The organism is Paenibacillus sp. 1A_MP2 (assembly GCF_052244825.1).
Lineage (GTDB): Bacteria > Bacillota > Bacilli > Paenibacillales > Paenibacillaceae > Paenibacillus > Paenibacillus vandeheii.
The window spans coordinates 239,668-263,705 of the sequence record NZ_JBQQCS010000005.1 but is presented as its reverse complement, the minus strand read 5'-3'; the positions used below and the strand labels follow the sequence as shown (position 1 = coordinate 263,705).

Here is a 24,038-nt window from a genome sequence, read left to right as displayed (position 1 = left end):
AAAACATGGAGCGCGCCATTTCTGTTAAAGAAGTCCAGGAGGATGTCCTGCCGGCTCCAAACCTATTCTGGGCGGTCGTTCCCTGAGAGGTCACTGCACAATTATATATACGCCTATTAAGGGCTAATTCCTTCTAATACGGTACCACTTACCACAAATACTTTATAGTAGTCTTTCTAAGCTCCACATTAGACTCAGAGGTTAACTGGGTACTACGGTACTTTAGCATGTTGCTCAAAAGTGGTAAAAGCCTATTTATTGAACTAACGTTCCCAGTTAGTTGAACCAAACCTCACTTTATTTTCATCGGACAAAAGCATATTCAGATAAGATTGGGGGAATCATTTCAACTATAAATAAGAAAAGTTGGGTGAACATACATGCTGATTACGGAGCTTGAAGCGACTTTGAAAGCGGGGATGAGTGGCGAAGAATTTACCTTGCCGGATGTTTCTCATCTCAACAATGAACTCAAAGCGTTAATACAGACCTTCATTTCAGATAAGTTGATGCTGAACGACGCTTCTATACAAATGCAGAATGAAAGCAGCATTATAATTCGGGGACAGAGTAAAGTAAATATTCTAGGGCTAACCAAACCTTTGGTGGCACTAGAATTTTTTCTCGTCGCAGATAAGCCGGAATGTACGATTGGGGTTAAGCTGCCTGATGGGTGGGAGCCAGCAAGCGTGGCTACCTGGTTACGAAATACGCTTTCCATCTTTCAATCTTCATATAAAATGCATAACTCGGGTCTTGTTTTCGCCTCGGTCGATAACTTACCCTTTCCACCAAATCTTTTTACGGTTCATCCAGACTTCGCAACCAAAGGGATTTCCTTTTTTTCCACATTGGATATTGAAGGTCAACCCATTACCCTATTGCAAAGTATCTTCGGCACACTTAATCCTCTTGATTTAAGTACGCCTTTTACATCTGAAGTATTTTCAGGACCTATTGAGGTTAAAGTACCGAGTGACCCTCCCGCCATGGGATCTCTTAAACTTTTGAATCCTCGAATCATCATCAAGACGGATTCACTTCAGCTTCGGACGACACTCAAACTAGACATTCAAAACGACTCTTTATTCTTGGATGGTGGGGAGCAGTTTTACCGAACGGAACTTTTGAATTCACATGTGCTTTAACTGGGGTTAAAAAACAAGGTCAAGAGATGGCAGAAACAACTGGATGGACTGATCCCTTTGGATTCTCCGGCATTACTATACAAAAGTTTGGCGTAGGTATAGCTTTAGGCACAACGGGAACTGAAATTAGCTTATCTGGTGAGATTGCCATAGGAGAAGAAGGTTCTGCTGATCAGATCATCATGGAGGCAGGGGTCAAGTTTATTAATGGCCAAGTCCCATCGGCACTACTTGCTTCCCTTCGGGCGTCGTCATCCTCTCAAGATGGAATTCCGCTTTCCCGTCTTGTTGAATATTTCACAAAGATCCCATTGAGGGACTTTGTTCTGCTTAAAGAAGTTAAGATTAAAGATTTAACGATGTATGTTGTCGCTGACCCTGATGGTTTTGAACCCCCATCAGACCCTGGTAAGATCTATCGTGGATTAGCCATGAATGCTGAGGTGTCATTATTCGGATTAGCATGCAGAGCGTTGATTGAATTTCAGCAAAATAGCGGGGTTAAAGCAGAAGGCGAGCTGGGTATCATTGATTTAGGCGGGGTACTGAAAATTACCGACGAAACGGGTACGAAAGGTCCTTTCTTCATCATCGACTCAACTCAAACTAGTGAGTGGACTGAGGAGTTCGGATATATCCATCTCTCTGCAAAGATGTCACTTTTTGGCATAACGCAAAGTGTGGCCATTAAAGCGGCGCAGAATACCTTCGAGTGTTTGCTAGCGTACAGTGTAAGGGGACTTTCTAAATTTCAGCTCCGTTGTCGGTTGTCGGGGATGGATAACTTTGAAGGCCAGGCCGCGTTAATATATGAATTCCCGGACCAAAGTATTGAACTGAAGGTACAAGATATAACCATTGCTACATTTACATTAGGTACAAAAGTTACTGGGAAGATGTTTATATCACTCAATAAGGAGACATTTCTTCTACAGGTCTCTGCAACACTGCAACTACCTGGCCTTCCAGAACTAAACGTGAATCAAACTTTTAACGAAGCTATTCCCAACTTAGAAGAAATTCCAGATGCGATCTTAAAGTCCATTATGAGTCAGGTCGAAGACAACTACAACGCAACCCTAACAGATCCACTTGCTCTGGCGAAGCTGCTCGATTTAGACGGTTTGAAACCAGCAAAAATAGCCGCGAAGCTAAAAGAGCTTAAATTTCCTGCTTCTAAAATTGCGAAAGGGTTGCATTCACTTGGATTAAAACCTCAAGGAAAGTTGGTGAGCTTATTAAAAGCAGTCTTTCCAGACGATGTAGGCGAAGTGGCCGAGGCATTAACCGAAGTATGGGATGATATTACAGCCAAAAACATGGCTAAACTTCTTCACTATGCTGAATACTCTATCTCGGAGATCGGCAAAGGCATTCAGGATACCCTCAAGACAAGCATTCCTGACTTAGGAAAAGCATTTTTAGCGCTATCTGACGAGATGGGTGTAATCGAGGCTGGGATCAGAAGTGTCTTTAACACCGTTACAAACGAAGAAATGGCCGAGTGTTTTAATGAGATCGGTTTTAAACCGGTGGATATCGCTTCCCATGCAAAAATCGACTGGAAGTGGGATACGAATAAGGTGGCCGACGTCTTTGAAAATTTAAAACTAGAGCGTGATGAAATTATTCAAGTAATGACCGAAGCTGGTTTTCCTCTACCTGAAATCGAGAAAATCAAGGTGAATTGGCCGCCGAAACTGGGCGGAACGGCCGGAGAGATTTTCGGGCGATTTCCGCACTTATGAGGTTGACCTGATAGATTTTTCACGCTAAAAAGGCAAAACAATTTTCTCGAGTACGCAGAATCCCGGCTTCTACTCCGTGAAGAAGCCGGGATTCTGCGTAGCCTTTAGCCGAAACACTGGATAAACTTCTTTATCATGTCTTTTTGTTTACCTACCTTAAAGGTGAACATATTCTAATCGTTTTGGACCGTGTACGATTTAAACGATAATTTTTAGATTTGTTTTTTGTATACGGCTTTTTGTAATGCGTTGCTACTTAACTGTCAGTTAGTTCAATAAAAAGAACGCTCCCGCGCCTTCGCTTGGGCTACGTCCTCCTCATTATATTCCATTTCCAATCACCTATTAAAGAACGTACGCGGGTAGCATGTAGTGCTTAAACAGGGGACTTATCTTAACTTAAGCACTAAGAAAATACTTTATTTTTATTGGACAAATGAACATAAAAATAAAAAATAACCGAGTTTCTCAACTCCATTGAGGACTGCGGTTATTTTGAAATCATTATTTAATGAAATTTACAATTAAGTTATTGATACAAATAATCATACTTAAAATCCTCAATACTTGGATCAGACTGTAGCAACGCCTCACGTATCAAAATATCCATTCGGGTACTTAACCATTCTGAAGCGAATTGAGTAGGTGAATAGACAGTCACAATGCGATCACGTTTAATACAGAATGAATCTTTTAGCCAGGTATCAAAAGACGGCTTCGTCATTTTAATTTGTAAAATGTTGAGAGCCTCAATCCATAAGTTTCTGTCCTGGTCCGATCGTTCAATTTCGAGTGACTTAACTTTGGTTTGAGTTTCCTTCTCCAATTTTTGACCTGTTTTTTGTTTTCTAACTACCGTACCTTTCTGGATTACGTTGTCATATACTTCCGTAAAATCAACTGATGGGTCCAGATGAATGACATCATCCATGTCCTCCACGATCCGCTGCATGTACTTATCGTGATCTAACCTTAATTCTGTGGGCAGCTGCTCATACAATTCAACTGGTAGAAAAGGGACCTTCTTACGCACCTTATAAAGTGGGCTTTCCTCCAGATTGTTTTTGTCAGCATTTTGGACATTGAAGACGACAACAAATCCATACTTCTCTAAAATTCCAAGTATTCTTTTCACTGTATTGCGGCTTTTATTCATTTTTTGTGATATGAGCTTGAGGTCGGGCCAACAGTAGTCTTTATCACCGTAGCAGAAACGCTTAAGATGGCCATACAAAGCAACCCCTTCAGCGCTAAAAAAGTGCCCCCAGTAATCCCATATGTAGTTACTTATAATCGTCATGTGACCATCGACGTGCGGTATGGGTTGCCCATGCTTATCTAAGCTGAACCGTCTTATTTCTTCTTCAGGTATATAGATTTTTTCGATTTCTTTTTTGGTATAAGCCTGTTCTTCTTCGTTTACGACCCGGATCTTCGATTCCTCCGCACCCGTGGGTCTATAACGATAGTACAGTAACTTATGAGGGGAACCCTTCAGGTTTTTTTCATACATAAAAACTCTCCTTTAATTGACACCCAATTAGGCAACATTGAAGAAGAGTAGGGACTTCACTTTTAAAAAACTCTGTGATAAGATGGTTTCACAAATGTTTGTAAGTAGAGTCCCTAATCTTCTAGCAATTCATGTCGTACGCTTGGCGGCCGAAGACACGATTTGCTCTCGCGATAGGGGCTTTTTTCTTTTACGGTAGTTATTTAATATAGTAATTAATTAGTAATGAGAGATAAAAAAAACACACAATTTTGAATTTGTGTGCGACTAAACAGAGGTCCGTTTCTTCGATACGAAGAGACTTCACCCATTGCTTTGCACGCACTTCGACTATAGCATATTAATATATTAGGGTAAAGATAATTTTGGCAGTTTCTATCAAACTATGTCGTTGTCATAATTTATGACGTGTGATAAACTTAAATCAACTTAATAACGCACGCAAAGGGGCAATGATACGGCATATAAGCTGTTTATCATTGCCCCTTTCATTTCTTAACTTTACCCACCAAATGACAAATGGTATAATCACTTTAATACGAAAACGAATTGATTTTCTTCGCATCTAAAGATGGTGAAGAGTGAGATATGCTATTAAGCATCGATTTAAGATAAAGTAACAGTTGCTATAAAGGACGCCCACTATACGTGCGTCCTTTTTTGCTATCTGTTTACGCCAGGAAGGCACATTCACTTAATGAATGTGCCTTTTTTTGCATAAGACGTTTGCAGCTGCAGATCTGGAAGAAGATTGACTGCTGGTGTACAGATGACTTTTCTTGGCGGGAAAATCGAATTCACAACACTAAGTCTGTACTGAATATCCAGTAGTTCAATTAAACGTCAACAATAAGGGAGGAAATATGCTCATGAAGCTACGTAGATTAAGAAATCAGCCAGGATGGTATGAGATCATGTCCCGTTGTCCGATTTGTGGTCACAAAGGATGGTGTGCAATTGATAGTGATCAGTCCGTTGTCAATTGCATGAGAATTGCATCAGACGATTACTTCGATTCCACCATGGGCAGGCAGTATAAACATTATCTTGATCCGGATAAGAGGCCTACGACTAAAGTGGAAATCATGCAGGTAGACTCTGTTGACAAAAAATCTAATCGTCACCTGAATCGTGTCTATCGAGTAATGACCCAAGAACTTCCGTTATCCGTTTTCCACGAAAATCATTTACGTGATGTTCGAAAAATGGAGGAACCGGTTATTAGAACCAGGGAATACCGGACAATGCCTGTTGGTGATCGATATAAGGTTGCCAAAAAAATCATTCATCGGTTAAGTGATGAATCTGATTTGTTGGGCGTACCAGGTTTCTTTGTAAATGAGGGACAATATGGTCCGTACTGGACGATGGCCGGATATTCTGGCCTGATGGTGCCATTCCGCTCCATCTACAATGAAATCACTGGTTGGCAGATCCGTGTAGACAATCCTCCACTGGAAATAGACATGAAGGGAGCAATCAAAGGAGTCATTAAGAAGGAGATAGAAAAAAATGAGCTGGGTAAACGTCGTGCACAATGCGAAATAGAAGTTCAAGGGAAAACAATGATTGTTCAACTGACAGAGAAAGAGAAGAAAGTGTGTACTTCTAAAAGCGGTCAGTTCGTTTTCAGTATTGAACTTAAACAAACCCAAAGATACTGGTGGTGGAGCAGTGGATCCAAAACAAACGGTTCTTCAATCGGTGGGCCCATCCCTTATCACTTCGCTTTACCGGCACCCTGCATGCCCTATTGGCAGCTTGGCGAGAGTCCGGAAGAATTAATCGATTGTTCCGAGGTATGGGTTACCGAGGGTGCCTTAAAGGCAGATAAAGCCGCAGATGGTTTATTAAAGCCATTTTTCGGTCTGCCTGGTGTTGGATCATATCCCCTTATTTTAGAGCCGCTTAAACAATTAGGCTGTAAGCATGTTGTACTTGCTTTCGATGCAGATGCGGTGTCCACTCCAGAGGTGCAACAGGCCTTGGAATTATGCGCTGCTTTCTTCGCAGAAAATACAGATATGAAGCTTAGCTTGGCTCTGTGGGATATGTCACAAGGTAAAGGAATCGACGATTTATTGGACCTAGGCTTCACCCCCCAGGTTTCACTCATGGTAGAGTAAATAAAAAAAATTTAGGGAGAGTGTTACATATGTTGAACAGAGTGGTATTGATTGGTCGGTTAACTCGTGACCCTGATTTACGCTATACTCCGAGCGGAACTGCCGTAACTCAGTTTACTTTGGCAGTGGATAGACCTTTTACAAGTCAACTGGGCGAAAAGGAAGCAGATTTTATCCCGATCGTCACTTGGCGTCAATTAGCAGAAACGTGTGCCAATTATTTGCGTAAAGGCCGCTTAGCAGCAGTTGAAGGTCGAATTCAGGTTCGTAATTATGAGAATAACGAGGGAAAACGCGTCTATGTCACAGAAGTTATTGCTGACAATGTTCGTTTTTTAGAATCGGCCAACCGGGATAACCGAGGTGGTAATAGTCAAAACAGACCTGAAGAACCGTCCGGTGGAGGGAGAAGCCAGTCTAACTATAATTCTCGTTCCAGTAATCAGGATCCATTCTCTGAAGATGGAAAGCCGATTGACATCTCAGATGATGACTTGCCTTTCTGAGGTAGGAGCACATAAAAATGTTGTTGCCAATTTCATGTGGGATCTCATGGTTTGATTTCTAAATCATCAATCCTTTTAAGCCCCTGCCGCGGGGAAGTTTCTGAATCCCGCGGCGAAAGGGGTTCACATGGAGGAATATATATGGAACTGACAGTGGGAGTTACTATTTATATCTTGCATCTTGTAGACGGGGGAATTGTAAGAAGAACATGTGCTAGATATGAACTCTCTGAGTTACTACCTTTAGTTGAACAAGAGTGCTTTAATTTCCTAATGGATAATGGCTTCACTGCAAGCGACACAGTTTTATCATTGGACGACGGATATGCCGAAATTATTCGCATTAATATGTATCCTTCCAATGATGAAGAAAAAATTTGGACCTATCATTTTGACGGTACCGAAAGGTTAGATGAGTCATTGAAACAGGTCAAATATCCGGTCGAAGCAGCTAATCCAACAATCCTTACGGAAGAAAAGATGCGTACGCTTATCAATGTATCTCTAGGTAGAAGTGTACCACTGATGGGGATATCATTGTCGATATGTTGAGAGGAATGTTCTCTCCTCAATCTAATGACAGTGATTCTGAGAACTGATATGACAGATAAAACAGGGAATTTGATGCAAAAATTAGGTTTAATTGAAAAGAACTATTAACTTGGGGCAGTGAGTACACTTGAGTGTGACTGTTGCAATGGCATCTCATATCAGCAAGGTAAAATCACGGTATGCTCTTTTTACCCAATTGGAGATCCGTACACTAATTTATGTGTACATGAGGTAGAAGGAAAGCTGCAGTTAACCATTCGATCATATCATTTGGGACTAAGTATTTCTTTTCCTGCTATGGACAAGGAAGAGCTGCTGGATTGCTGGTTTTTGGATTGCATATGGTTGCCAGACATTGCAAAGAACTTGTTTAACACAGCAATTTTACGTCTCATTCCAAGTTTCATCACACGAAATGAATTAGATCTGCACCGTAATTCCATGAGAGTGAGGCAGCCGAGCATACCGGCATGCCTTCTTTAGAAATTATCTAAGGAGAGTGTTTCATTATGTTAATAGATAAAAACTTTAAGTTTTTTGCACAAGGGGCTTATACCCATGAAGATGAGGATGTATTGGATGCTGCATTTCGTGAGTTATTAAAAACACTGGGTGGTAACGTTACAACACGTACCGAAAATACGATTGTCCTTCGTTACCCGCAGGTTGCAGCTGAAGAAATCGCACTTCCTATCGTTAAGAAATATGGATTGAATAAAGCATAGCAAATTAACTGAAAAACAGTACCCCTTTTTTTGAAGGGTACTGTTTTTTTGTATGCCTATCAGGTGGTCATTGTGGAAAGTTTGATATTGGAAGTGATTCTATTTCTTGTTACAATCATGGGGATTGTATACATACTGATGATGCTGGGGGAATTCACTTGATAGATAATTTTGAGAACTTTAAGACTACATGGGACAATGAAGCTATGGTGGTACTGGATACCAATGTATTGCTACGATTATATCATCTTAATCCAGAGGCAACAAAAGAGTCCCTTGAAATTTTAAGATCAATGAGGAAGCGAATTTGGTTACCACATCAAGTAGTAAGAGAGTATCATGAGAATCATCAAAAGGAACATAAGAAAAATTTTAATAAATATACGACGTTCATAAACTCAATCAGACAATCTATTAGTAAGAATAAAAATTCATTAGAAGGAGAGTTCCTTAAACATCAGGAGTACAAGTATCCCTTACTTGAAGAACTGAGAGGGCAGATTAATCAGAGTATGTCTGACATACATGCATCTCTAAAGAATTACGAGAATTCCATAGAGTATGACATAGAAGCGAATAAACAGATGCTCCATGTAGACGATGTAAAGAATTTTGTTACTGGAATTATGAAGGATGGAGCAACCGGTGATTCTTACACTCTCTCAGAAATGATTTCTCTATTTCAGGAAGGAGAGGTCAGATATAAGCATCTAATTCCTCCTGGATATAAAGATATAAAGAAAGACGAGGAAGATGGAACCAAACAAAGAAAATTTGGAGATTTGATCTTATGGAAACAGACTCTTGATCAGGCATCAAAAGAGGGTAAGGATTTGATATTTGTAACAAACGATACTAAAGAAGACTGGTGGGAAATCGATGAAAAAAACAAGCCCATTCAAGCAAGATATGAACTTTCTAAGGAATTTAAAGAGATAGTCGGTAAGAGTTTAATTATGGTAAGAGGAGTTAACTTTATCAGTTATGTTTCAGACCTAAATCATATTAAGACAAGGTTGGCATTATTAGATTTGGCTTCTATAGATCTGTGCCATGAAATTTTCACCAAAGAAAATTGGCAGCATGCGCTGATTAAAAGTGAAGGATTTCAAGGCTACTTTCATTTTAATAGTGAATTACAATCATATTTAAAAACAGGATATTTAGCTTTCGGGGATGTAATTGAAGTCCTCTCAGAAATCCCTGAATTTGCAGTTGAAGGAGTAGGAGAACGAGAGAAATTTTATATATACGGTACATTTTCAACAACAGTCTCGGTATCTCTTTTAGTGATAGAGTCTGAACTAGACAAAACTATAATTGGAGAGTGTGACATTACTGGGACTTTTTCACTCGAATTTGATTTAGAAGGTACAGATCTTCTTGATACAACTTATGTCAAGAATTCGGTTACCTTTGCTTTTGGAGGTTTCGAAATTACTGAATTCATTGAAATCCTGGATGAGCTTGATCATCAATAAAGTTAAGTGGTAAGTTTTCATACCAAAAGGTATAACAGATCTTTGTATATCGATCCGCTTATACCTTTTGGTTGAAAGTTACACAACAATGCTGTATTATCAGCTTATTACGATTGAATTATTTATTTTCACTGCTGTTCAATACAGCTAGTGAGGGAGCCGTTCAAAGAGAACACATAAAAATTGGCATCGTTTAGCCATGGAGAATTAAAGGAACATACCACAGGTATGTCTTTTTTATTTCCATGGCTTTTTTGCGTGCCCACATCAGGAGGAATTTCAATGGTTAAGCTATTAGACCTGCAAGAACAAGAGATTTCGGAGAACGTAGTTGTCAATGATCTGCAATTTGAAATTGAGCATGAACAGATTCTTGACGTACTTACTGTATGTGCAAAAATCGTCCCTAAGTCAGGGTCAATTCCTATTTTGCAAAATCTGAAATTTGACATTAAAGGCGAGACGTTATTTATTACGGCGATGGACACGGAGCAATCTTTACTTCAGATGATACCCATTACCAACACAGGTGGTTCTACCGGTAGTTTTCTGTTTCCGGCTAGAGAAGGTATTGATTTGCTGAAACGATTGCCACATGGGAATTTAACCTTTGTGAAAGAAGGATGGACCATTCATATATCGTATGGGAAGAGGGGAAAAGCGAATCTGAAGATCTTATCTTCCGAGGAGTATCCGAATTTACCTCAGCCTGTCACAGATGAATTTCTACAAATCCCGTCTCAAGTTCTTAGAAAGGCAGCTAACGCTGCAAGGTTTGCTTTAGGTGATGATAAGACACCGGCATTAACAGGAGTTCATTTATATAATCATGAGGGGAAGCTAGGTTTCGTGGCCACTGATCGGCATCGGGTCTTTCGATATGTCACCGATGTAGACATTTTAGACCCAGATCAATTCGTATCAGCCCTTATACCAGCAATTGCTTTTAAGCAAATTGTAGATTCCTTTCATGGTGAACAGGTCGATCTCAGTATCACTAAGCATTATTTGATCCTGAGAGAAAAGAATTCGATATATTTTGGGAGACAACTCGATCTCACCTTCCCACTAGATTCACTAAACGTGATCTTCAGGGGTGAGAATAAAGGCATGCAGCTATCCATTAATCAGAGTGAATTAAATGATACTCTGAATCGAGCACTGTCTTTGGATGCAACGAACAACCGGGTGACGTTAGAAGTCGATGAGTATGGTGTATTTGTGGTTCATACGGAATCTGAAAACAGTGAGGTCTGTGATCCCTTTGAAGACGTCGCTGTAGGAGAAGATTTTCCTGTAATGAAATTCAACGGAAGATACCTGAAAGATGCAATCACGATTTGTGACAAGGGCATTCAAAATATTCATCTTCGGGTGAGTGGGAGTAGTCTACCTGGATTTGTTTCCTTTGAAGGAGATCCTTCTATCATGGTCGTCATCAATCCGGTTAGATAAGAGTGAATTAAAACAATGAGGAGCTGGCTGAGCTTGTGCCGGCTTCTTTATTTTTGAGGAGGATAATATGAGCAATCACAATCTAAAGGGTATGTTCGATCGAATCCAGAGAAATAAGGTCCGGATGGGGAATTACGAAACAACCGAAAAGGACATGCATTGTCTACGCAGTCTGCTTCAGTATCCCAATGAAGCTTTTTCAGTAGCCGATTTTTGTGCAGGCAGCGGGAAAGCTCTAGAGACTCTCAGCGACGATTCTCAGGCTGTTACCTTTGGGATTGAACCCAACGAGAACAAATATATGGAGTTACGTCAGAGAGCGAATTTCGCTTTATTTGGGGATATGAGGAGTGCCGTATCAGTAGGGATACCTTTAGGTTGATGTATCTTAATCCACCTTACGATTCTGATAGTGAGACTGCAAGTTCGAAATTGGAGAGGAAAGAGAAACGATTTCTCCGGCAGCTCCTTCAGTATGTTTCGGCAGACGGGATTTTGATTTATAACATTCCCCGCGGCCGTATGACGAAAGATGTGGTCACGATGCTTGTGGCCAATCTGGATGATATTCGAATTTATCAGTCACATGATGATACATATCACCAGGTATATACGATTGGTCGAAAACGTGCGGAGAAGATGATAAATCGTAATGAAGTCCAATGTATCTTGGATCTTCTACATGAGGACAATGAACTGGAACGAATTCCTTTTTTAGAGCAACCGCTTTACAAAGTGAAAGCAGGTAATTTTACTTTAAAGCTATTTCGCTCGAGTCACATGGATGTGGAGCAGATCGTGAAGGTTTCTTTGGCATCGTCATTAACGAAGAAAACAATGGACTGGACGACTCCCAAGAAACCATCAGAGAAGCTGCAGCCACTCTTACCAGATAAAGAGATGCATCGGGTCATGAGGATGGCTTCAGGTAAACTGAACGGGAAAGTCGGTTCAGGTGAGCTCCTGCATGTACTAAAGGGGATTGTGAAGAAGGCTATAATCCAATCCGTTGAAGAAACTGCCACTGAGCAAATCATTACGGACAAAGAGGTATATAAAATTACGTTTAAAACGGTAGATCGCTACGGCACCATTCGTACAATCGAAGGTTAATTCAGGAGGTCATATAAATGAAATTTATGGAGTTTCGACATAAGGATATCTATGTAAAAGTACACACATCACTCATTGTAACTCGTGAAGTCTTTGAAAAAGAGAAGAAACTTCGGGATGAACTAGTGTATGCCAATGTCATTGATATTGATTCCAGGGTACAGGCTGTATTTGCCCAGTTTCATTCCGCAAGAAAAGCAAGTGACGTGTACTTTATGTTGATGCATGCACCAGGAATCGGAGAAAAGAATTATGATAAATCATCGTTTTCTGTCCGCCCTGCAGGAAAGTATAAACATCAGTCACAGCGTGAAGATGAGACCTTAGTATCCGGGGTTGTTGTTAGTGAAAACGCCCTACAGCGACAACAAGATGGATATATCATCTTTGCATGGGACGGGAATATAGAAGAGAAATTGTTTTGGGCGATGGATAGCTACTATGAGACTCCACTGCTGAGAGAATGGACAGCGTATCTCATGGACATGTTGATCGAGGACAAACGTTTTGTTCCACTCACGGTGTATGATTTTGATGGGAATTATTCCGAATTGGTAGTGTACGATCTAATCGCTAACGAGGATGTATTAGATGAATATGTTACCCGCGGATTACAGAACGGAAAGATCACATTGACGGAGATTGAACAGGAGGCCATATAATGCAAACAGAAAATCAGATTGCAGTCCTAGAAGATCGTCCACTTGAGACCTTAGGTGACATTCAGAGTATAAGTGACTATTTGCACATGTTTGGTCCTGATTTGATCAAGCGCCTAAATAGTGAGTATATCCCTGTTCATCATCCTGGTACAGATAGTCCCTTAGAGGTCCTCGAAGAGATTAAACGGCCTTTATTTAATGCTCAAGCCCATGTGGTCACAGCTTTAATTAAAGGGTTCCAGAAGCACAAAAGGCTCTTTTTAATAGGAGGCATGGGTACCGGCAAAACTGCTATATCCATTTCTACTTTTTTTTCACTTATACGCGAGATGTTGAAGGGGACAGGTAGAGTCATTTACATGGTTCCAAATCATCTGCTAAAGAAAACGAAGCGAGAAATCTCTATTTTATTGGATAAGGACTTGTATGAAGCTCGTTATCTAAAGAGTTATCAGGATGTGATTCAACTGCGGGACAGCGGGATCATGAATTCGCCCCCAACCAAAATGGAAGTTTATATCATTGCCAGAGATACGTGCAAACTCGGTTACATGTATGAACCTGTAGCGAAGTGGGTTGACCGTACATATGAGAAACATGTTGGTCATGGAGAGCAAAAGGAATCTTTCATGAAGACCAGTTTCAAAGGATGGGTTTGTCCTGATTGTGGCGGGCAATTGATGAAAAAGGAAGAGGGGGATGCCGTCCCTCTGGAGTACGATGATTTTTATAATAAACATGGTAAACCTGCACGTCGGAAGTATAATCTCTCATGTTCAAATCAGCTTAGATTATACAAGAATGCAGATCCAGATAAAGATGAGTACCGCGAGTGTGGTGCACGTCTGTGGTCGGCAAAGAATAAAAACAAAATGAACATTGCTGGAGAACGCGTTAAAGTGTCTGGGGCAGCACCCCGAAAGGTTTCGCCTGCAGATCTGTTCAAGCGCTATTTCAAACGTAAATTTGATTTAACAATCGGAGATGAGTGCCACGAACTCACTGGTGGGAGTGCTCAAGCCCATGCATTTCATGTGCTTATGGGTTGTGCCAAAAATACAGTCGCTATGACCGGTACTCTGATGAATGGTTACGCGAGTAACTTGTTCGAACTGATCTTCCGAATGTATCCTAATCGGATGAAGCATATGGGCTTTATGTGGGGTGACGTCGGTAAGTGGATTGATCTTTATGGTGTTAGGGAAAAAACGACGAAGATCAAGAAAAATGTAGAGTTGAATAGTTCAAGTAATGGCTCATCGGTGAAGGTGAGCACGAAAGAACTGCCTGCAGCAGCTCCTCAGCTCTATACAGATATCTTAAGTGATGTATCATGCTTTATTCAGATGTCTGATATGTTTGAGGTTCTGCCTACACTTGATCAGGGGCCTATGTTTGTGGACATGGAAGGTGAAAGACGTTTTGTAAATAACGTCACTAAGATTCATAAAAGACCAGGTAGCAGACGACGTCTAAAAAAAGGGATGCGGCTAGTGGCTCCGTCCTGGTATCTTCAGAATAACCTAGATATAATCTCGAACAAACTGAGAAGCGCGGTTGAGAAGGAACTGGCGGTGGGACAATCAGTTTTGTTAGGGAGTTTGGTGAATACATTACTGTCTTATCCCGATGTTCCTTTTAACTTCAAAGGTGTTTATCATCCGGACACAGGTGAAGAGATCGTTTCACCAATGTATCGTTTAAGTGACCGGGTAATCTATCCAAAAGAGCAGCAATTGCTTAAATTTGTAAAGTCACGGATTAGAGCGGGCCGTAAGGTAGGTATCTATGCAACGTATACCGGAAAATTGGGTACTCTACAGCGATTACAGTTGCTGCTGGAGGAGCAAAACATTAAGACAGCAGTTCTTGAGTCTAATGTTGAGGGTCCGGAGCGAGAAGAATGGATTGCACAAAAGGAAAGGGAAGGGATACAAGTCTTGTTGACGAACCCGATACTTGTGAGTACGGGGCTGGATCTACTTGGCTTCCCTTCACTGTTTTTCTATCAGACTGGTCATCGTTTGACGATTGTTCGTCAAGCAAGTGGAAGACATTGGCGCATTGGTCAGAAAAACGCTTGTGAGACTGTCTACAGTGGGTACAAAGGGTCTATGCAGGAACTTGCCATTAATCTAATGGCAACTAAAATGAACGCAGCCTTAGCCCTTGAAGGACAGTTTAGTGAGGATGGTTTATCCGCATTGACGGATAGTTCTGGTGGTGGTAGTTTGGCTAATGAGTTGGCTAAACGTTTCATTGGAAATAAAATAGATGGTGTAGAGAGTGCAGAATCGATCTGGGGTAAGATGACCATAGATGCTACTCAATTTGCGACTCAAATAGAGTCGGCCACTGTCGGTGCAGTTGAAGTAGTAGTGGAAGAAAACTTTAACAGCGAATTGCTTCCTGTCAGCAATCGCTATCACGGAAAACGCTTGAGGATGCTATCTTGAGCTGGGCTAATCACCATATTCCAAGTGATCTTGTTCCTCGTTTTACGAAACATATTGAATTTGTTTCACAGCATGTTTTACGTGGAGTAGAGGGTCTGTCGTACTCAAGAGCGTCACTCGTTGGTGATATGGAACTTGTGTGGGATCCATCTGCCATAAGCGGGGATGAAACAGCATTCCGTAGATGGGCGTTTAATTTGACGAATATGCCTGTACAGGTGAGAGCCGGTATAGATGAATGGACTCCGTCAGTTGTTATTGAAGGAAAGAAAGTTAAGACGAAAAGAAAGAAAATCTATAACGTATCTGAAGGGCAAATCGCTTTTATTTTGTAAGCATTAGTTCTTGCTCAGATCCCCTCCCATTTTCTAATAGGGTGGGGATCTTTTATTTCAATACATTATATATAGCAGTTCACATATTGTTATATGAAGTATTGTTTGTAGAAAGTATACTATATTTGTTCGTATTTTATTCTGAAGGAGAGATTCTAAATGCTAGGGAGAAATGATATTTGTTTATGTTCAAGTGGAAAGAAGTATAAGAAATGCCACGGCAATGATGAGGTATATAACAAAGAAATTTTGAATATTCCATTTGAACATCCTCAGAAAAAAGTAATTTGTGATACATATGTAGCAATAAATGAGGATTTTAGACGTAACCCTAATCCTGGATCTTGTCATATCACATCGAGCGTGATGTATGTACTACTGCAAGAGCAAAACGTTGAATGTGAAGCATGTATTGGAGAAGTGGAGGTGCCTGGCTTAGGATATTTTGATCATTCTTGGATTGAGATAGATGGGGCCCCTTTTGATATTGCTATTCAATTGACGTTGGATGAGAAGCGACATTCACGAGTGTACGCTGGGCATGATTTAAATGATTGTTCAATTGATCCATCTATGGTTAATTATCGATTTAGTAAAGATGATTTAGATAATAGAGTTGCTGGGGAAATCTATAGAACACCATTAACAAACTATCTCGATGATGCACCGGATCAGCGGGGATGGGAAACAATTGAAAGAATTGCATCGAAATTGGGAATTGATATTAGTCGTAATGTTTTAAGAGAAAAATATAAACACACTGGACGTAAATTGATAGAGGTATAGATTTAAAGTAGAAGACGAACAATCCTTGTGGTTGTTCGTCTTCTACTTTATCGATGTACAATGCAATTGGATTTTTATCACATATTAATTAGTTAATTAATTAATTGTTTGGAGAAAATGAAAAACCGTTATATGATAAAAATATAACTTGAATTAGGGGGAACGAGAATTATGAGTACAAAACTGAAAATTTATCCAACTTGCAATCTATGCGACAAATTAAAAGCAGATATGACCCACTGTGCAATATATGGACCGGTATCATTAGCAGAAACAAACAACACAGCCATCGGAGCTGCTTGTACTAAATCTGGTGATTATGTGCGTTTATTGCATGCTGTACCTAATGATTTTAATTATGGCTTTACATCTGATGGTAAGACTATAGATGAAGCTGCTGATGAGGAGTTGTTGGTCTATGATGCCGGCAAAGAACTTGATGGTTTTAAGTTGAAGCACGGACTTACTCTTCAAGAATGGGCAGAACAAGCATTTTCAGAGAGAAAAAGAGATTAGGGATGTCGAATATGTTTATCCGTTCAAAAGGTGTTCTTGCTTTGGGATTATTTTTTTTCTAAGTGCAGGTTGCTCCTCAACTGATTCATTTGATCGAGTAAGTACGCTTTTTACATCTTCTTTTTCAGATCCAGAGCAATCTGTCAGTATTCAGTCTTCTAACATTGAATATGCTTTCACTCAGAAAGATCAGCATCCGGAAAAACTTCTTATCCAGGTGATTGATGATGCACAAGATACTTTAGATATCTCAATCTATAGTTTGACTGAAAGAAATATTACGAATTCAATAATTAATGCTCATCAGCGTGGGGTAAAAGTTCGAGTTATTACAGATCGCTCTCAATCAGAAGGCGAATCACAAGCTAAAAGAATACATCAGCTCTTAGATGAAGGTATAGAGGTAAAGGAAAATACACATAGTGGTTTGATGCATCATAAAACAACGATCGCGGATCGTTCGGTTGCTACTACGGGTTCGTTTAACTATTCAGCAGCTGCCACAAAATATAATGATGAGGTCCTGGTTGTGATTCATGATAAAGCTATTGCTGAATATTGGTCAGACGTTTTTCAAGAGATGTGGTTGGATCAAGAAAGGTATGCTGCAATATCTTTGTAGCTATAGCTACAAAATTAATTCATGAAGGAGATAGGTATGAATATTACTGCTATTAATCAGTTAGTCTCACATGGGTGGACGTTAGAAGTGTGGGAAGCTCGTTATGGGGGAGACGTGTGGGCGATGATTGGCCCTGCAGCATATGTTGATCAATTACGTGATATTACAGGTGGTGGAGATATTGAAGCAGTTGAGCTTGAATGGTATTTAGATAATAAAGGATCGTGGATTCCAGCAGCACAAGCTAAAAATGTTGGCGAAGCTCTTAATAAACTTGAAAATAAGATAGAGTTACTTGTTGATAATAATGAATGGAAAGATGCTGTTCATTCTGTTTGCCTTCGAATTATTGAGGTGAGTGATGGATCGTATGGTTTAAAAACAGCTACAAATGACCTGAATGAGAAAACTTTTTGTTGGCCACAGGGCATCTAATGTTGATTATGAAGTTTGAGGAATTGATTCTAAGCCTATGTATTGAAGCATAAAGTACTAAAAGATGTAGCTGTATTTCATGTGGTAAGAGTGATAATTGTATGAAAGGCCACACGAAAAGGGTGACTTAGGATTTATCGGAATCTATTCTTCTTTAGATATATATTTTTATTATTTTAGTTTTTATTTTTATTGTTTTGCTTGTTTAAGAGATTGATAGAGTAAGGCCACGACTGGCTTGAAGGACCTTTAATGCCACATGTAAGGGAGTAAAGGGCCACAGATATAGGAGTGAAAGGCCACACATACAATTCCTAAGAAGCCACACCAAAGGGAGTGAAAGGCCACACGTAAGGGATAAGCAAGGCCACATTAACAGGAGTAGGGTAGTGAACGATTAGCAAATGTTGGGGATAAAGCAACCCGATACTCCTCTTTGTGTGGCACTTTAAGCTAAATAAATCGCTTCATAAGGTAATTTATTCAGCTTTGTTACATACTTCACTCCTTTTGGTGTGGCAGTTTGTTTCTATAAAGATGATAACCGCAATGTAGTTTCCTTAGCATAAGAGATAAAGCACGATGTGTGGATATTTTCTAAATTAACTCCTTTATATGTGGCCTTAGGAGAAATGTATGGCAAAAGGCCACATATAAAGGAGTATTATCGTGAGTTATCCACAATTTTAACGAAAACAACTCCCTTTAGTGTGGCCTTTTTTCAAAATCGGTGTTGTTTGGGTCTTTTCTTTAAGGACAAACTCCTTTTTATGTGGCATTTCAAATATAATCCCCTCTTTTATGAGTACAGAAAGGCCACAAGAAAAGGAGTGGCTAATACATTGATACTACCATACAATCTAATTATCAAAGATATAGTGAGGATAATAACATGGGTGAGGATAACCAGTTAGAATTTGAATTTGAACTTGATACGATCTCAGACCACTACATTGTCTCCGAGTCCAATGCATTGATTGAAGCACGGACAAATTTAACCTTACATGAAGAACGATTGATATATATTTTAGCCTCACGGATTCATCCGGAAGATACGAGTTTCAAGACACATCACTTCCGAGTGAAGGATATTGCTGAGAAGCTGGGCTTAACTGAGAAAAACTTCTATAAACGGGTTTGGGAGATCATCGATAGCCTCCAGGACAAGAAAGTAGTAATAGAGGAACGAAGCATGAATTCCACCTTATCTGCACACTGGCTTGCTGCTGCACGATATTATCATGGTAAGGGCATGATTGAGCTGGAGTTTTCTGAGATGCTGCGGCCTTATTTACTGCAACTCCATCAGAACTTCACTAAATTCAAGTTATGGAATGTACTCTATTTGAAGAGTTTCTACTCTTCAAAATTGTACAAGCTACTTAAACAGTACCTGCCTCTGCAAAAGCGTAAGTTCACCATGGAACAGTTGCGGGACAAACTGGAGCTGGAAGAAGGGAAGTATGTAAAGTATAGCCATCTCAAAAACCGGATACTTCTTTCATCTCAGGTGGAACTCGAAGCCAAAACAGATATACGATTTACTTTTGAAGAGATTAAAAGTGGTGCAAAGGTGATAGGAATCGTATTCCATATCTTCCCTAACCATAAAGGAGAACGGGCTAGCCTTAATGATGAGGAATACATTGATAAGGAAGATACGCTTGAGCTTTTAGCCCGGTTTGAAATTAAAAAGAAACTCGCTAAAGAATTACTTTCTAAACATGGCGAAGAACACATACGGGCAAACATCAAATATGTGTACGAAAAAAGCGTAACATGGAAGTGAGTAATATATCTGGATACATCATAAGGGCTATTGAAGAAAATTATGCTGATGCACTAAGAGTGTTTGATCCGGAAGATGATGATGACATACAAACCTCTATCCGAATGTTAAATGACCGCATTGGAAGATATATTGTTTTCCACGATCAGTGTATCAAAGAAGGAATGGAAACGGAGCAAGATGGAATTCGTGGAATGCTTACTAAGATAATGCAAGAGATAAACAAGGCTTCAGAGCAACGGCTACTTCATAATAAGAGACCTCTGGTAATCGAAGACTTTTACCACCACCGGGCTAAAGAGGCTTTTACATTTTTAGCTGTTCAAAATAATTCTCAGTTACAATTGGAATTGAGTTAGGTAAAAAAGCGTTCCTCTAAAAGTGGAACGCTTTTATTTTTTGATGTTGAACTATATTAAAAATAGTATAATTGTTCAAAGCTCGTTGATATAGGAATCAGAGAACTTTGGTGTTGAAAGATAGTAAAAATACAACATCCTCAGATTTTAGATACTGGTTTAAGTGTAAATAGAAATACTACAAACCTGTTTCTGGGCTATTTCTGATATTCCTCAACTAAAAAAATTAAGAAAGAGTTGATTGAATTTGACAAAGATTTTCGTAAGCCATGCTGTAAAAGATGCGGATCTAGTAACTCCCTTTCTAGACCTGTTTCAGAATCAATTTAATCTTGTGCGGGACAATTTCTTTAATACGTCTGACGAGCAGCTCAATCCAGGGAAAAATTGGGTAGAAGAAATCCGGGAAAGTATGCAAGATGCGGACCTAATCATCGCAATCATAACACCAAATTATTTAGATAGTGATTTTTGTTTATGTGAACTGGGTGCTGCTTGGGTAAACGATGCAAACCTTGTCCCTATTATCATACCTCCACTTGATTACAGAGCATTAGATTCTACACCTTACAGATCAGTGATTCAGGTCATCACTTTAGATTCTCGGGATGGACTTACTAGAATCTTTGATTCATTCAACAAAAGAAAAATTGGAAGAGACCCGAATTTGACCCGTTTCTTAAAACGCGCTGAAGTCTTTCAGACCGATTATCTTGAACCATTTATTATAGAAATGAGAGCAAAAGAAATTGTTTCACCAGCATTAGTAAAGCAGTTAAGAACAGAGAAAGAATCGGCAGAACAAGCATTTGCACAGGCAGATGATGAGTTGACTAGACTTCGGACAGAAAATGAATATCTTCGTAAAATGAAAGATGCTGAAGAAGTACAGGCAATGGATGATGCTAACCTAAACGAGTGGGAAACATTACTAAAGCTTGCGGATGAGGTACGAGAAGCTGTACGACCATTTAATAGACTAGCTCAAAGCGTGCTGTATTATTCGTACAATGACACGGCATTTACTGTATCAGACCAGTATGATGTCAATAAGCTCGATAGTTTAAAAAGAGAAGGGAGGGTTTTGTGGGACAATGGATGGTACATAGATGATGAGCATCCAGATATGGCTAGGGTTTTAGATCAACTTAATAAGATAAGGGATCTAATTAGCAATTTTGATTATACTCTCGAACCAAAATTTAAACGGGAGTATCCAGGAGATCGATTTGGTCTTCAATTTTCCCCATTTTGGAGTATTATGTTTGGAATTGAAATTTATCCACTGGACTAATTGATTCATTAATAAGAAGGCTGCGTTTATGCGGCCTTTTTGTGATTCCCAATTGTTCATATGAGTAATTTTCGCTGTCTTTGTAATAACTTCAGACTGATGGATAAGCTTTGATCTGATTATGAAGGTCAATAAAGTCAAAGGTAAGGTCGGATCAATTCCAATATATTAATTAATATATTGGAATTGATCCTTATTCGTTATATTATTAAATAGTCTGATCGTTTCGCACAAAGGAGGCCTGTAATTGAACGAGATTACTGCCATGGTATGGCTATTTACACTACTAGTGTTCTATATGGTAGTTAATTATGGAATTCCGATCGCGTTAATCATAGTGGCATATTTTATTTTAAAAGATTACAAGAAGCGCCAGATCGTGGCCAAGAGTGAACAGCCAAAGCTTGTAAATAAGGAAGGGAACATCAAACCATGAAGCGTGAACCTTGTTTTTGTAATGAAATACTCTATGGGAAGGTGGAAGAATAAAAATGACTATTGAACCCTGTGATTTATGTGGCTCATCCATGCGAGAAGGTCAGTATGGAGAAGCAAGATGGATCTGTATGAATGAAGAGTGTGAGAAATTTGATCCTTCTTGGCCGGTTAAACGATTAGAAAAAGTGCTCAAGCCGCTGAATGATGCGATTGCAGAAGCGTCCATATGTACTAATGGATCAATTGAAATGTATACTGCCCGATGGGTGGGTGATGGATCATTCACAGTAAGATTTGACAATGGCAGCGAGCTTGATTGCTATTTGGACGGTGATAAAGTTTTTCCTGATGTACCCGAGATAAATAACGAAATTAGAGAGAAAATGGTTCATATAATAGAATTACGAAATAAGATGAGTGATGTGATCAACGAGAAAAGAGGAACAAGATGAGCTTGGATATTCGGTTAACCGTTGAAGATGGAAATAATGCGGATGATAAGCACACCAGGCATAATCTAAATCGAATGTGGAAAGAAGCCGGAGTATATGAGGTTCTTTATGAATCGGATGGAAAAATCTCGATAGAGGTGCTGCCAACACTTAAACTCGGATTAAAAAAGTTGCTTGCTGAATCTCAGCGACACAGGAAGTTCAACCTCTTAAATACAGCGAGCACTTACCGGATCGCTGTACTATGGCTTTCGGTACTTATAGAAGAATTTCATAGGTATCCGGACGGGGTCATCACAATAGATCAGTAAGTAGATCTCTATTTTTTCATGTGGCACAGCAGCAGAGAGATAAACTTGCGTGTTTTAATCTTACGTGTTTACACGCATCATTTTTTTTCTAATGTGTCTCTTCGGCTACATGACAGCGAGGTCCCTGTTACGGCATCTGAATCACTATACGTATACGTACGTTCGTTACTGTACCTTGGGACGTTCATTTCAGATTCACTCCACTAGTACCTTGTCTCTTCATACGGGGACCATTTGCGCGGATTTAGTTTCCCTTAAGGTAGATAATCTATCATGAACCAAGTTACATTATTTTCCAGATCGGTTTTCCCTTTGTGACCCGGTTTTCGCGATCCAGCCGCGCCCCCATTCTATCGAAAATTGTTACTTTGTTCATATATAGAATCAGAATTCCTGATCTGATATAGATACGTACTTAGCAAAAGAATAGATACGGATAGAGTAACTAATTTTGCTGTTCTGTTTCTGAGTACGAATCTAGATACAGAGAACAGTTGGGTTTAAAGGGAGAGGGGAGATACGAAGATAGAGGGGAATGATGCAAAAGCGGAATTAACTTACGTGTTAACACGTAAGTTGTAAACACGTAAGTTTGTGGTATACTTGAGTTACCCAATTCGTTAAACAACTTTATAAGGGGTGTACATATTGAAAATTGAACCCGTTTCTAACCTTGCACGGCTTGCCGAATGGAATTTTGATCCAGCGTCTTTTTCGTTAATTGTAGAACACATTGAAGAATACCGGAACATCCTCATTACCGGGCCAGTGGGCAGCGGAAAGACCTCCCTGCTGAAGGACTTGATACTACTGACTGATCCGGAACACCATTTTGGTTACCTTTATCGAAATGGGATGAATGCAACATATAATGAGAGAAATATCCACCCTTGGGATGTTCGTCGGGTTGCTCGAGCAATTAATTTAGATTCCGATTATGCAGCGAGTGATGTATTAAAAATAGGTAGCGTTAAAGCTCCAGACTTTTTTGTAGTTGATGATGTAGGTGCAGAATTCGACCGAATCACTGAGATGCTTACTTCTATGCGTTGCACAGGTACCCTAGCAACAAATCATGTGATCTACAGAGATACATTCGGTCCAAGCTTTTTTAGAAGACAAAAGTACTATGATATGGTCATTAAATTGGAGAAGTATCATCAGGGTGGTGCAGTGTATACTGCCAAGCATCCCCAGTTACGTTAATGCTCATAAC

Annotated in this window: 25 protein-coding genes; 24 read left to right on the top strand and 1 reads right to left on the bottom strand. The window is 39.7% G+C overall.

Going from position 1 to position 24,038, the window contains the following annotated elements:
• Nucleotides 1-380 precede the first annotated feature (380 nt).
• Together ACTWJ7_RS36000 and ACTWJ7_RS35995 are read left to right on the top strand one after the other, a co-directional pair.
• Complete coding sequence (locus tag ACTWJ7_RS36000; protein ID WP_443146671.1) at nucleotides 381-1,148, top strand: hypothetical protein; 768 nt, start codon at nucleotides 381-383, stop codon at nucleotides 1,146-1,148.
• Between the two features lie 26 nt (nucleotides 1,149-1,174).
• Nucleotides 1,175-2,896, top strand: coding sequence for a hypothetical protein (locus ACTWJ7_RS35995; RefSeq protein WP_443146670.1), 1,722 nt, complete (start codon nucleotides 1,175-1,177; stop codon nucleotides 2,894-2,896).
• 529 nt (nucleotides 2,897-3,425) lie between these two features.
• On the opposite strand, the gene ACTWJ7_RS35990 is transcribed toward ACTWJ7_RS35995, so the two are convergent.
• Nucleotides 3,426-4,409: a helix-turn-helix domain-containing protein gene (locus tag ACTWJ7_RS35990; RefSeq protein ID WP_443146669.1), complete on the bottom strand. Its 984-nt coding sequence runs from the start codon at nucleotides 4,407-4,409 to the stop codon at nucleotides 3,426-3,428.
• An 869-nt stretch (nucleotides 4,410-5,278) separates the two neighbouring features.
• Here ACTWJ7_RS35990 and ACTWJ7_RS35985 point away from each other — a divergent pair.
• The 22 genes from ACTWJ7_RS35985 (at nucleotide 5,279) to ACTWJ7_RS35880 (ending at nucleotide 24,028) form a co-directional block, all read left to right on the top strand.
• Nucleotides 5,279-6,535, top strand: coding sequence for a toprim domain-containing protein (locus ACTWJ7_RS35985; RefSeq protein WP_443146668.1), 1,257 nt, complete (start codon nucleotides 5,279-5,281; stop codon nucleotides 6,533-6,535).
• A 29-nt stretch (nucleotides 6,536-6,564) separates the two neighbouring features.
• Nucleotides 6,565-7,041, top strand: a complete 477-nt coding sequence (ssb, locus tag ACTWJ7_RS35980; protein ID WP_443146667.1) for a single-stranded DNA-binding protein — start codon at nucleotides 6,565-6,567, stop codon at nucleotides 7,039-7,041.
• Nucleotides 7,042-7,182: 141 nt separating this feature from the next.
• Nucleotides 7,183-7,593, top strand: a complete 411-nt coding sequence (locus ACTWJ7_RS35975) for a hypothetical protein (protein ID WP_443146666.1) — start codon at nucleotides 7,183-7,185, stop codon at nucleotides 7,591-7,593.
• Nucleotides 7,594-8,102: 509 nt separating this feature from the next.
• Nucleotides 8,103-8,318, top strand: a complete 216-nt coding sequence (locus ACTWJ7_RS35970; protein ID WP_443146665.1) for a hypothetical protein — start codon at nucleotides 8,103-8,105, stop codon at nucleotides 8,316-8,318.
• Between the two features lie 158 nt (nucleotides 8,319-8,476).
• A complete protein-coding gene (locus ACTWJ7_RS35965; protein WP_443146664.1) occupies nucleotides 8,477-9,799 on the top strand; it encodes a PIN-like domain-containing protein in 1,323 nt (440 codons plus the stop codon).
• Between the two features lie 282 nt (nucleotides 9,800-10,081).
• Entirely contained in the window at nucleotides 10,082-11,254 is a 1,173-nt protein-coding gene (gene dnaN / locus ACTWJ7_RS35960) for a DNA polymerase III subunit beta (RefSeq protein ID WP_443146663.1), read from the top strand.
• A 67-nt stretch (nucleotides 11,255-11,321) separates the two neighbouring features.
• On the top strand, nucleotides 11,322-11,636 hold the full coding sequence (locus tag ACTWJ7_RS35955) for a DUF6094 domain-containing protein (RefSeq protein WP_443146662.1): 315 nt from the start codon (nucleotides 11,322-11,324) through the stop codon (nucleotides 11,634-11,636).
• The gene (locus ACTWJ7_RS35950; protein WP_443146768.1) at nucleotides 11,636-12,367 is read left to right on the top strand and encodes a DUF6094 domain-containing protein; all 732 of its coding nucleotides are present in this window, start codon (nucleotides 11,636-11,638) and stop codon (nucleotides 12,365-12,367) included. The genes ACTWJ7_RS35955 and ACTWJ7_RS35950 overlap by 1 nt, the downstream gene beginning before the upstream one ends.
• A gap of 17 nt (nucleotides 12,368-12,384) precedes the next feature.
• Nucleotides 12,385-13,029: a hypothetical protein gene (locus tag ACTWJ7_RS35945; protein WP_443146661.1), complete on the top strand. Its 645-nt coding sequence runs from the start codon at nucleotides 12,385-12,387 to the stop codon at nucleotides 13,027-13,029.
• On the top strand, nucleotides 13,029-15,485 hold the full coding sequence (locus ACTWJ7_RS35940; RefSeq protein ID WP_443146660.1) for a helicase-related protein: 2,457 nt from the start codon (nucleotides 13,029-13,031) through the stop codon (nucleotides 15,483-15,485). The genes ACTWJ7_RS35945 and ACTWJ7_RS35940 overlap by 1 nt, the downstream gene beginning before the upstream one ends.
• Nucleotides 15,482-15,820: a hypothetical protein gene (locus tag ACTWJ7_RS35935; RefSeq protein WP_443146659.1), complete on the top strand. Its 339-nt coding sequence runs from the start codon at nucleotides 15,482-15,484 to the stop codon at nucleotides 15,818-15,820. Before ACTWJ7_RS35940 ends, ACTWJ7_RS35935 begins: the two co-directional genes overlap by 4 nt.
• A gap of 159 nt (nucleotides 15,821-15,979) precedes the next feature.
• Nucleotides 15,980-16,606: a YecA family protein gene (locus tag ACTWJ7_RS35930; protein WP_443146658.1), complete on the top strand. Its 627-nt coding sequence runs from the start codon at nucleotides 15,980-15,982 to the stop codon at nucleotides 16,604-16,606.
• A 171-nt stretch (nucleotides 16,607-16,777) separates the two neighbouring features.
• A complete protein-coding gene (locus ACTWJ7_RS35925) occupies nucleotides 16,778-17,122 on the top strand; it encodes a hypothetical protein (protein ID WP_443146657.1) in 345 nt (114 codons plus the stop codon).
• A 217-nt stretch (nucleotides 17,123-17,339) separates the two neighbouring features.
• Nucleotides 17,340-17,744 (top strand): phospholipase D-like domain-containing protein, encoded by a 405-nt coding sequence (locus tag ACTWJ7_RS35920; protein ID WP_443146656.1) that lies wholly within the window; start codon nucleotides 17,340-17,342, stop codon nucleotides 17,742-17,744.
• A 36-nt stretch (nucleotides 17,745-17,780) separates the two neighbouring features.
• On the top strand, nucleotides 17,781-18,179 hold the full coding sequence (locus ACTWJ7_RS35915) for a hypothetical protein (RefSeq protein ID WP_443146655.1): 399 nt from the start codon (nucleotides 17,781-17,783) through the stop codon (nucleotides 18,177-18,179).
• Nucleotides 18,180-19,071: 892 nt separating this feature from the next.
• Complete coding sequence (locus tag ACTWJ7_RS35910) at nucleotides 19,072-19,968, top strand: replication initiation protein (RefSeq protein WP_443146654.1); 897 nt, start codon at nucleotides 19,072-19,074, stop codon at nucleotides 19,966-19,968.
• Complete coding sequence (locus ACTWJ7_RS35905) at nucleotides 19,959-20,327, top strand: hypothetical protein (protein WP_443146653.1); 369 nt, start codon at nucleotides 19,959-19,961, stop codon at nucleotides 20,325-20,327. The genes ACTWJ7_RS35910 and ACTWJ7_RS35905 overlap by 10 nt, the downstream gene beginning before the upstream one ends.
• Nucleotides 20,328-20,574: 247 nt before the next feature.
• Nucleotides 20,575-21,621, top strand: a complete 1,047-nt coding sequence (locus ACTWJ7_RS35900) for a TIR domain-containing protein (RefSeq protein WP_443146652.1) — start codon at nucleotides 20,575-20,577, stop codon at nucleotides 21,619-21,621.
• Nucleotides 21,622-21,868: 247 nt separating this feature from the next.
• The gene (locus ACTWJ7_RS35895; RefSeq protein ID WP_443146651.1) at nucleotides 21,869-22,057 is read left to right on the top strand and encodes a hypothetical protein; all 189 of its coding nucleotides are present in this window, start codon (nucleotides 21,869-21,871) and stop codon (nucleotides 22,055-22,057) included.
• Between the two features lie 55 nt (nucleotides 22,058-22,112).
• Nucleotides 22,113-22,511: a hypothetical protein gene (locus tag ACTWJ7_RS35890; protein WP_443146650.1), complete on the top strand. Its 399-nt coding sequence runs from the start codon at nucleotides 22,113-22,115 to the stop codon at nucleotides 22,509-22,511.
• A complete protein-coding gene (locus ACTWJ7_RS35885) occupies nucleotides 22,508-22,822 on the top strand; it encodes a hypothetical protein (protein ID WP_443146649.1) in 315 nt (104 codons plus the stop codon). The genes ACTWJ7_RS35890 and ACTWJ7_RS35885 overlap by 4 nt, the downstream gene beginning before the upstream one ends.
• 648 nt (nucleotides 22,823-23,470) lie before the next feature.
• Entirely contained in the window at nucleotides 23,471-24,028 is a 558-nt protein-coding gene (locus ACTWJ7_RS35880; RefSeq protein ID WP_443146648.1) for a hypothetical protein, read from the top strand.
• The last annotated feature ends 10 nt before the right edge of the window (nucleotides 24,029-24,038 follow it).

Excerpts from the sequence above, each read along its gene's own strand:
- ACTWJ7_RS36000 (WP_443146671.1), top strand. The coding sequence starts at position 381 with ATGCTGATTACGGAGCTTGAAGCGACTTTGAAAGCGGGGATGAGTGGC.
- ACTWJ7_RS35995 (WP_443146670.1), top strand. The coding sequence starts at position 1,175 with ATGGCAGAAACAACTGGATGGACTGATCCCTTTGGATTCTCCGGCATT.
- ACTWJ7_RS35990 (WP_443146669.1), bottom strand. The coding sequence starts at position 4,409 with ATGTATGAAAAAAACCTGAAGGGTTCCCCTCATAAGTTACTGTACTAT.
- ACTWJ7_RS35985 (WP_443146668.1), top strand. The coding sequence starts at position 5,279 with ATGAAGCTACGTAGATTAAGAAATCAGCCAGGATGGTATGAGATCATG.
- ssb (WP_443146667.1), top strand. The coding sequence starts at position 6,565 with ATGTTGAACAGAGTGGTATTGATTGGTCGGTTAACTCGTGACCCTGAT.
- ACTWJ7_RS35975 (WP_443146666.1), top strand. The coding sequence starts at position 7,183 with ATGGAACTGACAGTGGGAGTTACTATTTATATCTTGCATCTTGTAGAC.
- ACTWJ7_RS35970 (WP_443146665.1), top strand. The coding sequence starts at position 8,103 with ATGTTAATAGATAAAAACTTTAAGTTTTTTGCACAAGGGGCTTATACC.
- dnaN (WP_443146663.1), top strand. The coding sequence starts at position 10,082 with ATGGTTAAGCTATTAGACCTGCAAGAACAAGAGATTTCGGAGAACGTA.
- ACTWJ7_RS35955 (WP_443146662.1), top strand. The coding sequence starts at position 11,322 with ATGAGCAATCACAATCTAAAGGGTATGTTCGATCGAATCCAGAGAAAT.
- ACTWJ7_RS35950 (WP_443146768.1), top strand. The coding sequence starts at position 11,636 with ATGTATCTTAATCCACCTTACGATTCTGATAGTGAGACTGCAAGTTCG.
- ACTWJ7_RS35945 (WP_443146661.1), top strand. The coding sequence starts at position 12,385 with ATGAAATTTATGGAGTTTCGACATAAGGATATCTATGTAAAAGTACAC.
- ACTWJ7_RS35940 (WP_443146660.1), top strand. The coding sequence starts at position 13,029 with ATGCAAACAGAAAATCAGATTGCAGTCCTAGAAGATCGTCCACTTGAG.
- ACTWJ7_RS35930 (WP_443146658.1), top strand. The coding sequence starts at position 15,980 with ATGCTAGGGAGAAATGATATTTGTTTATGTTCAAGTGGAAAGAAGTAT.
- ACTWJ7_RS35925 (WP_443146657.1), top strand. The coding sequence starts at position 16,778 with ATGAGTACAAAACTGAAAATTTATCCAACTTGCAATCTATGCGACAAA.
- ACTWJ7_RS35915 (WP_443146655.1), top strand. The coding sequence starts at position 17,781 with ATGAATATTACTGCTATTAATCAGTTAGTCTCACATGGGTGGACGTTA.
- ACTWJ7_RS35910 (WP_443146654.1), top strand. The coding sequence starts at position 19,072 with ATGGGTGAGGATAACCAGTTAGAATTTGAATTTGAACTTGATACGATC.
- ACTWJ7_RS35905 (WP_443146653.1), top strand. The coding sequence starts at position 19,959 with ATGGAAGTGAGTAATATATCTGGATACATCATAAGGGCTATTGAAGAA.
- ACTWJ7_RS35890 (WP_443146650.1), top strand. The coding sequence starts at position 22,113 with ATGACTATTGAACCCTGTGATTTATGTGGCTCATCCATGCGAGAAGGT.
- ACTWJ7_RS35885 (WP_443146649.1), top strand. The coding sequence starts at position 22,508 with ATGAGCTTGGATATTCGGTTAACCGTTGAAGATGGAAATAATGCGGAT.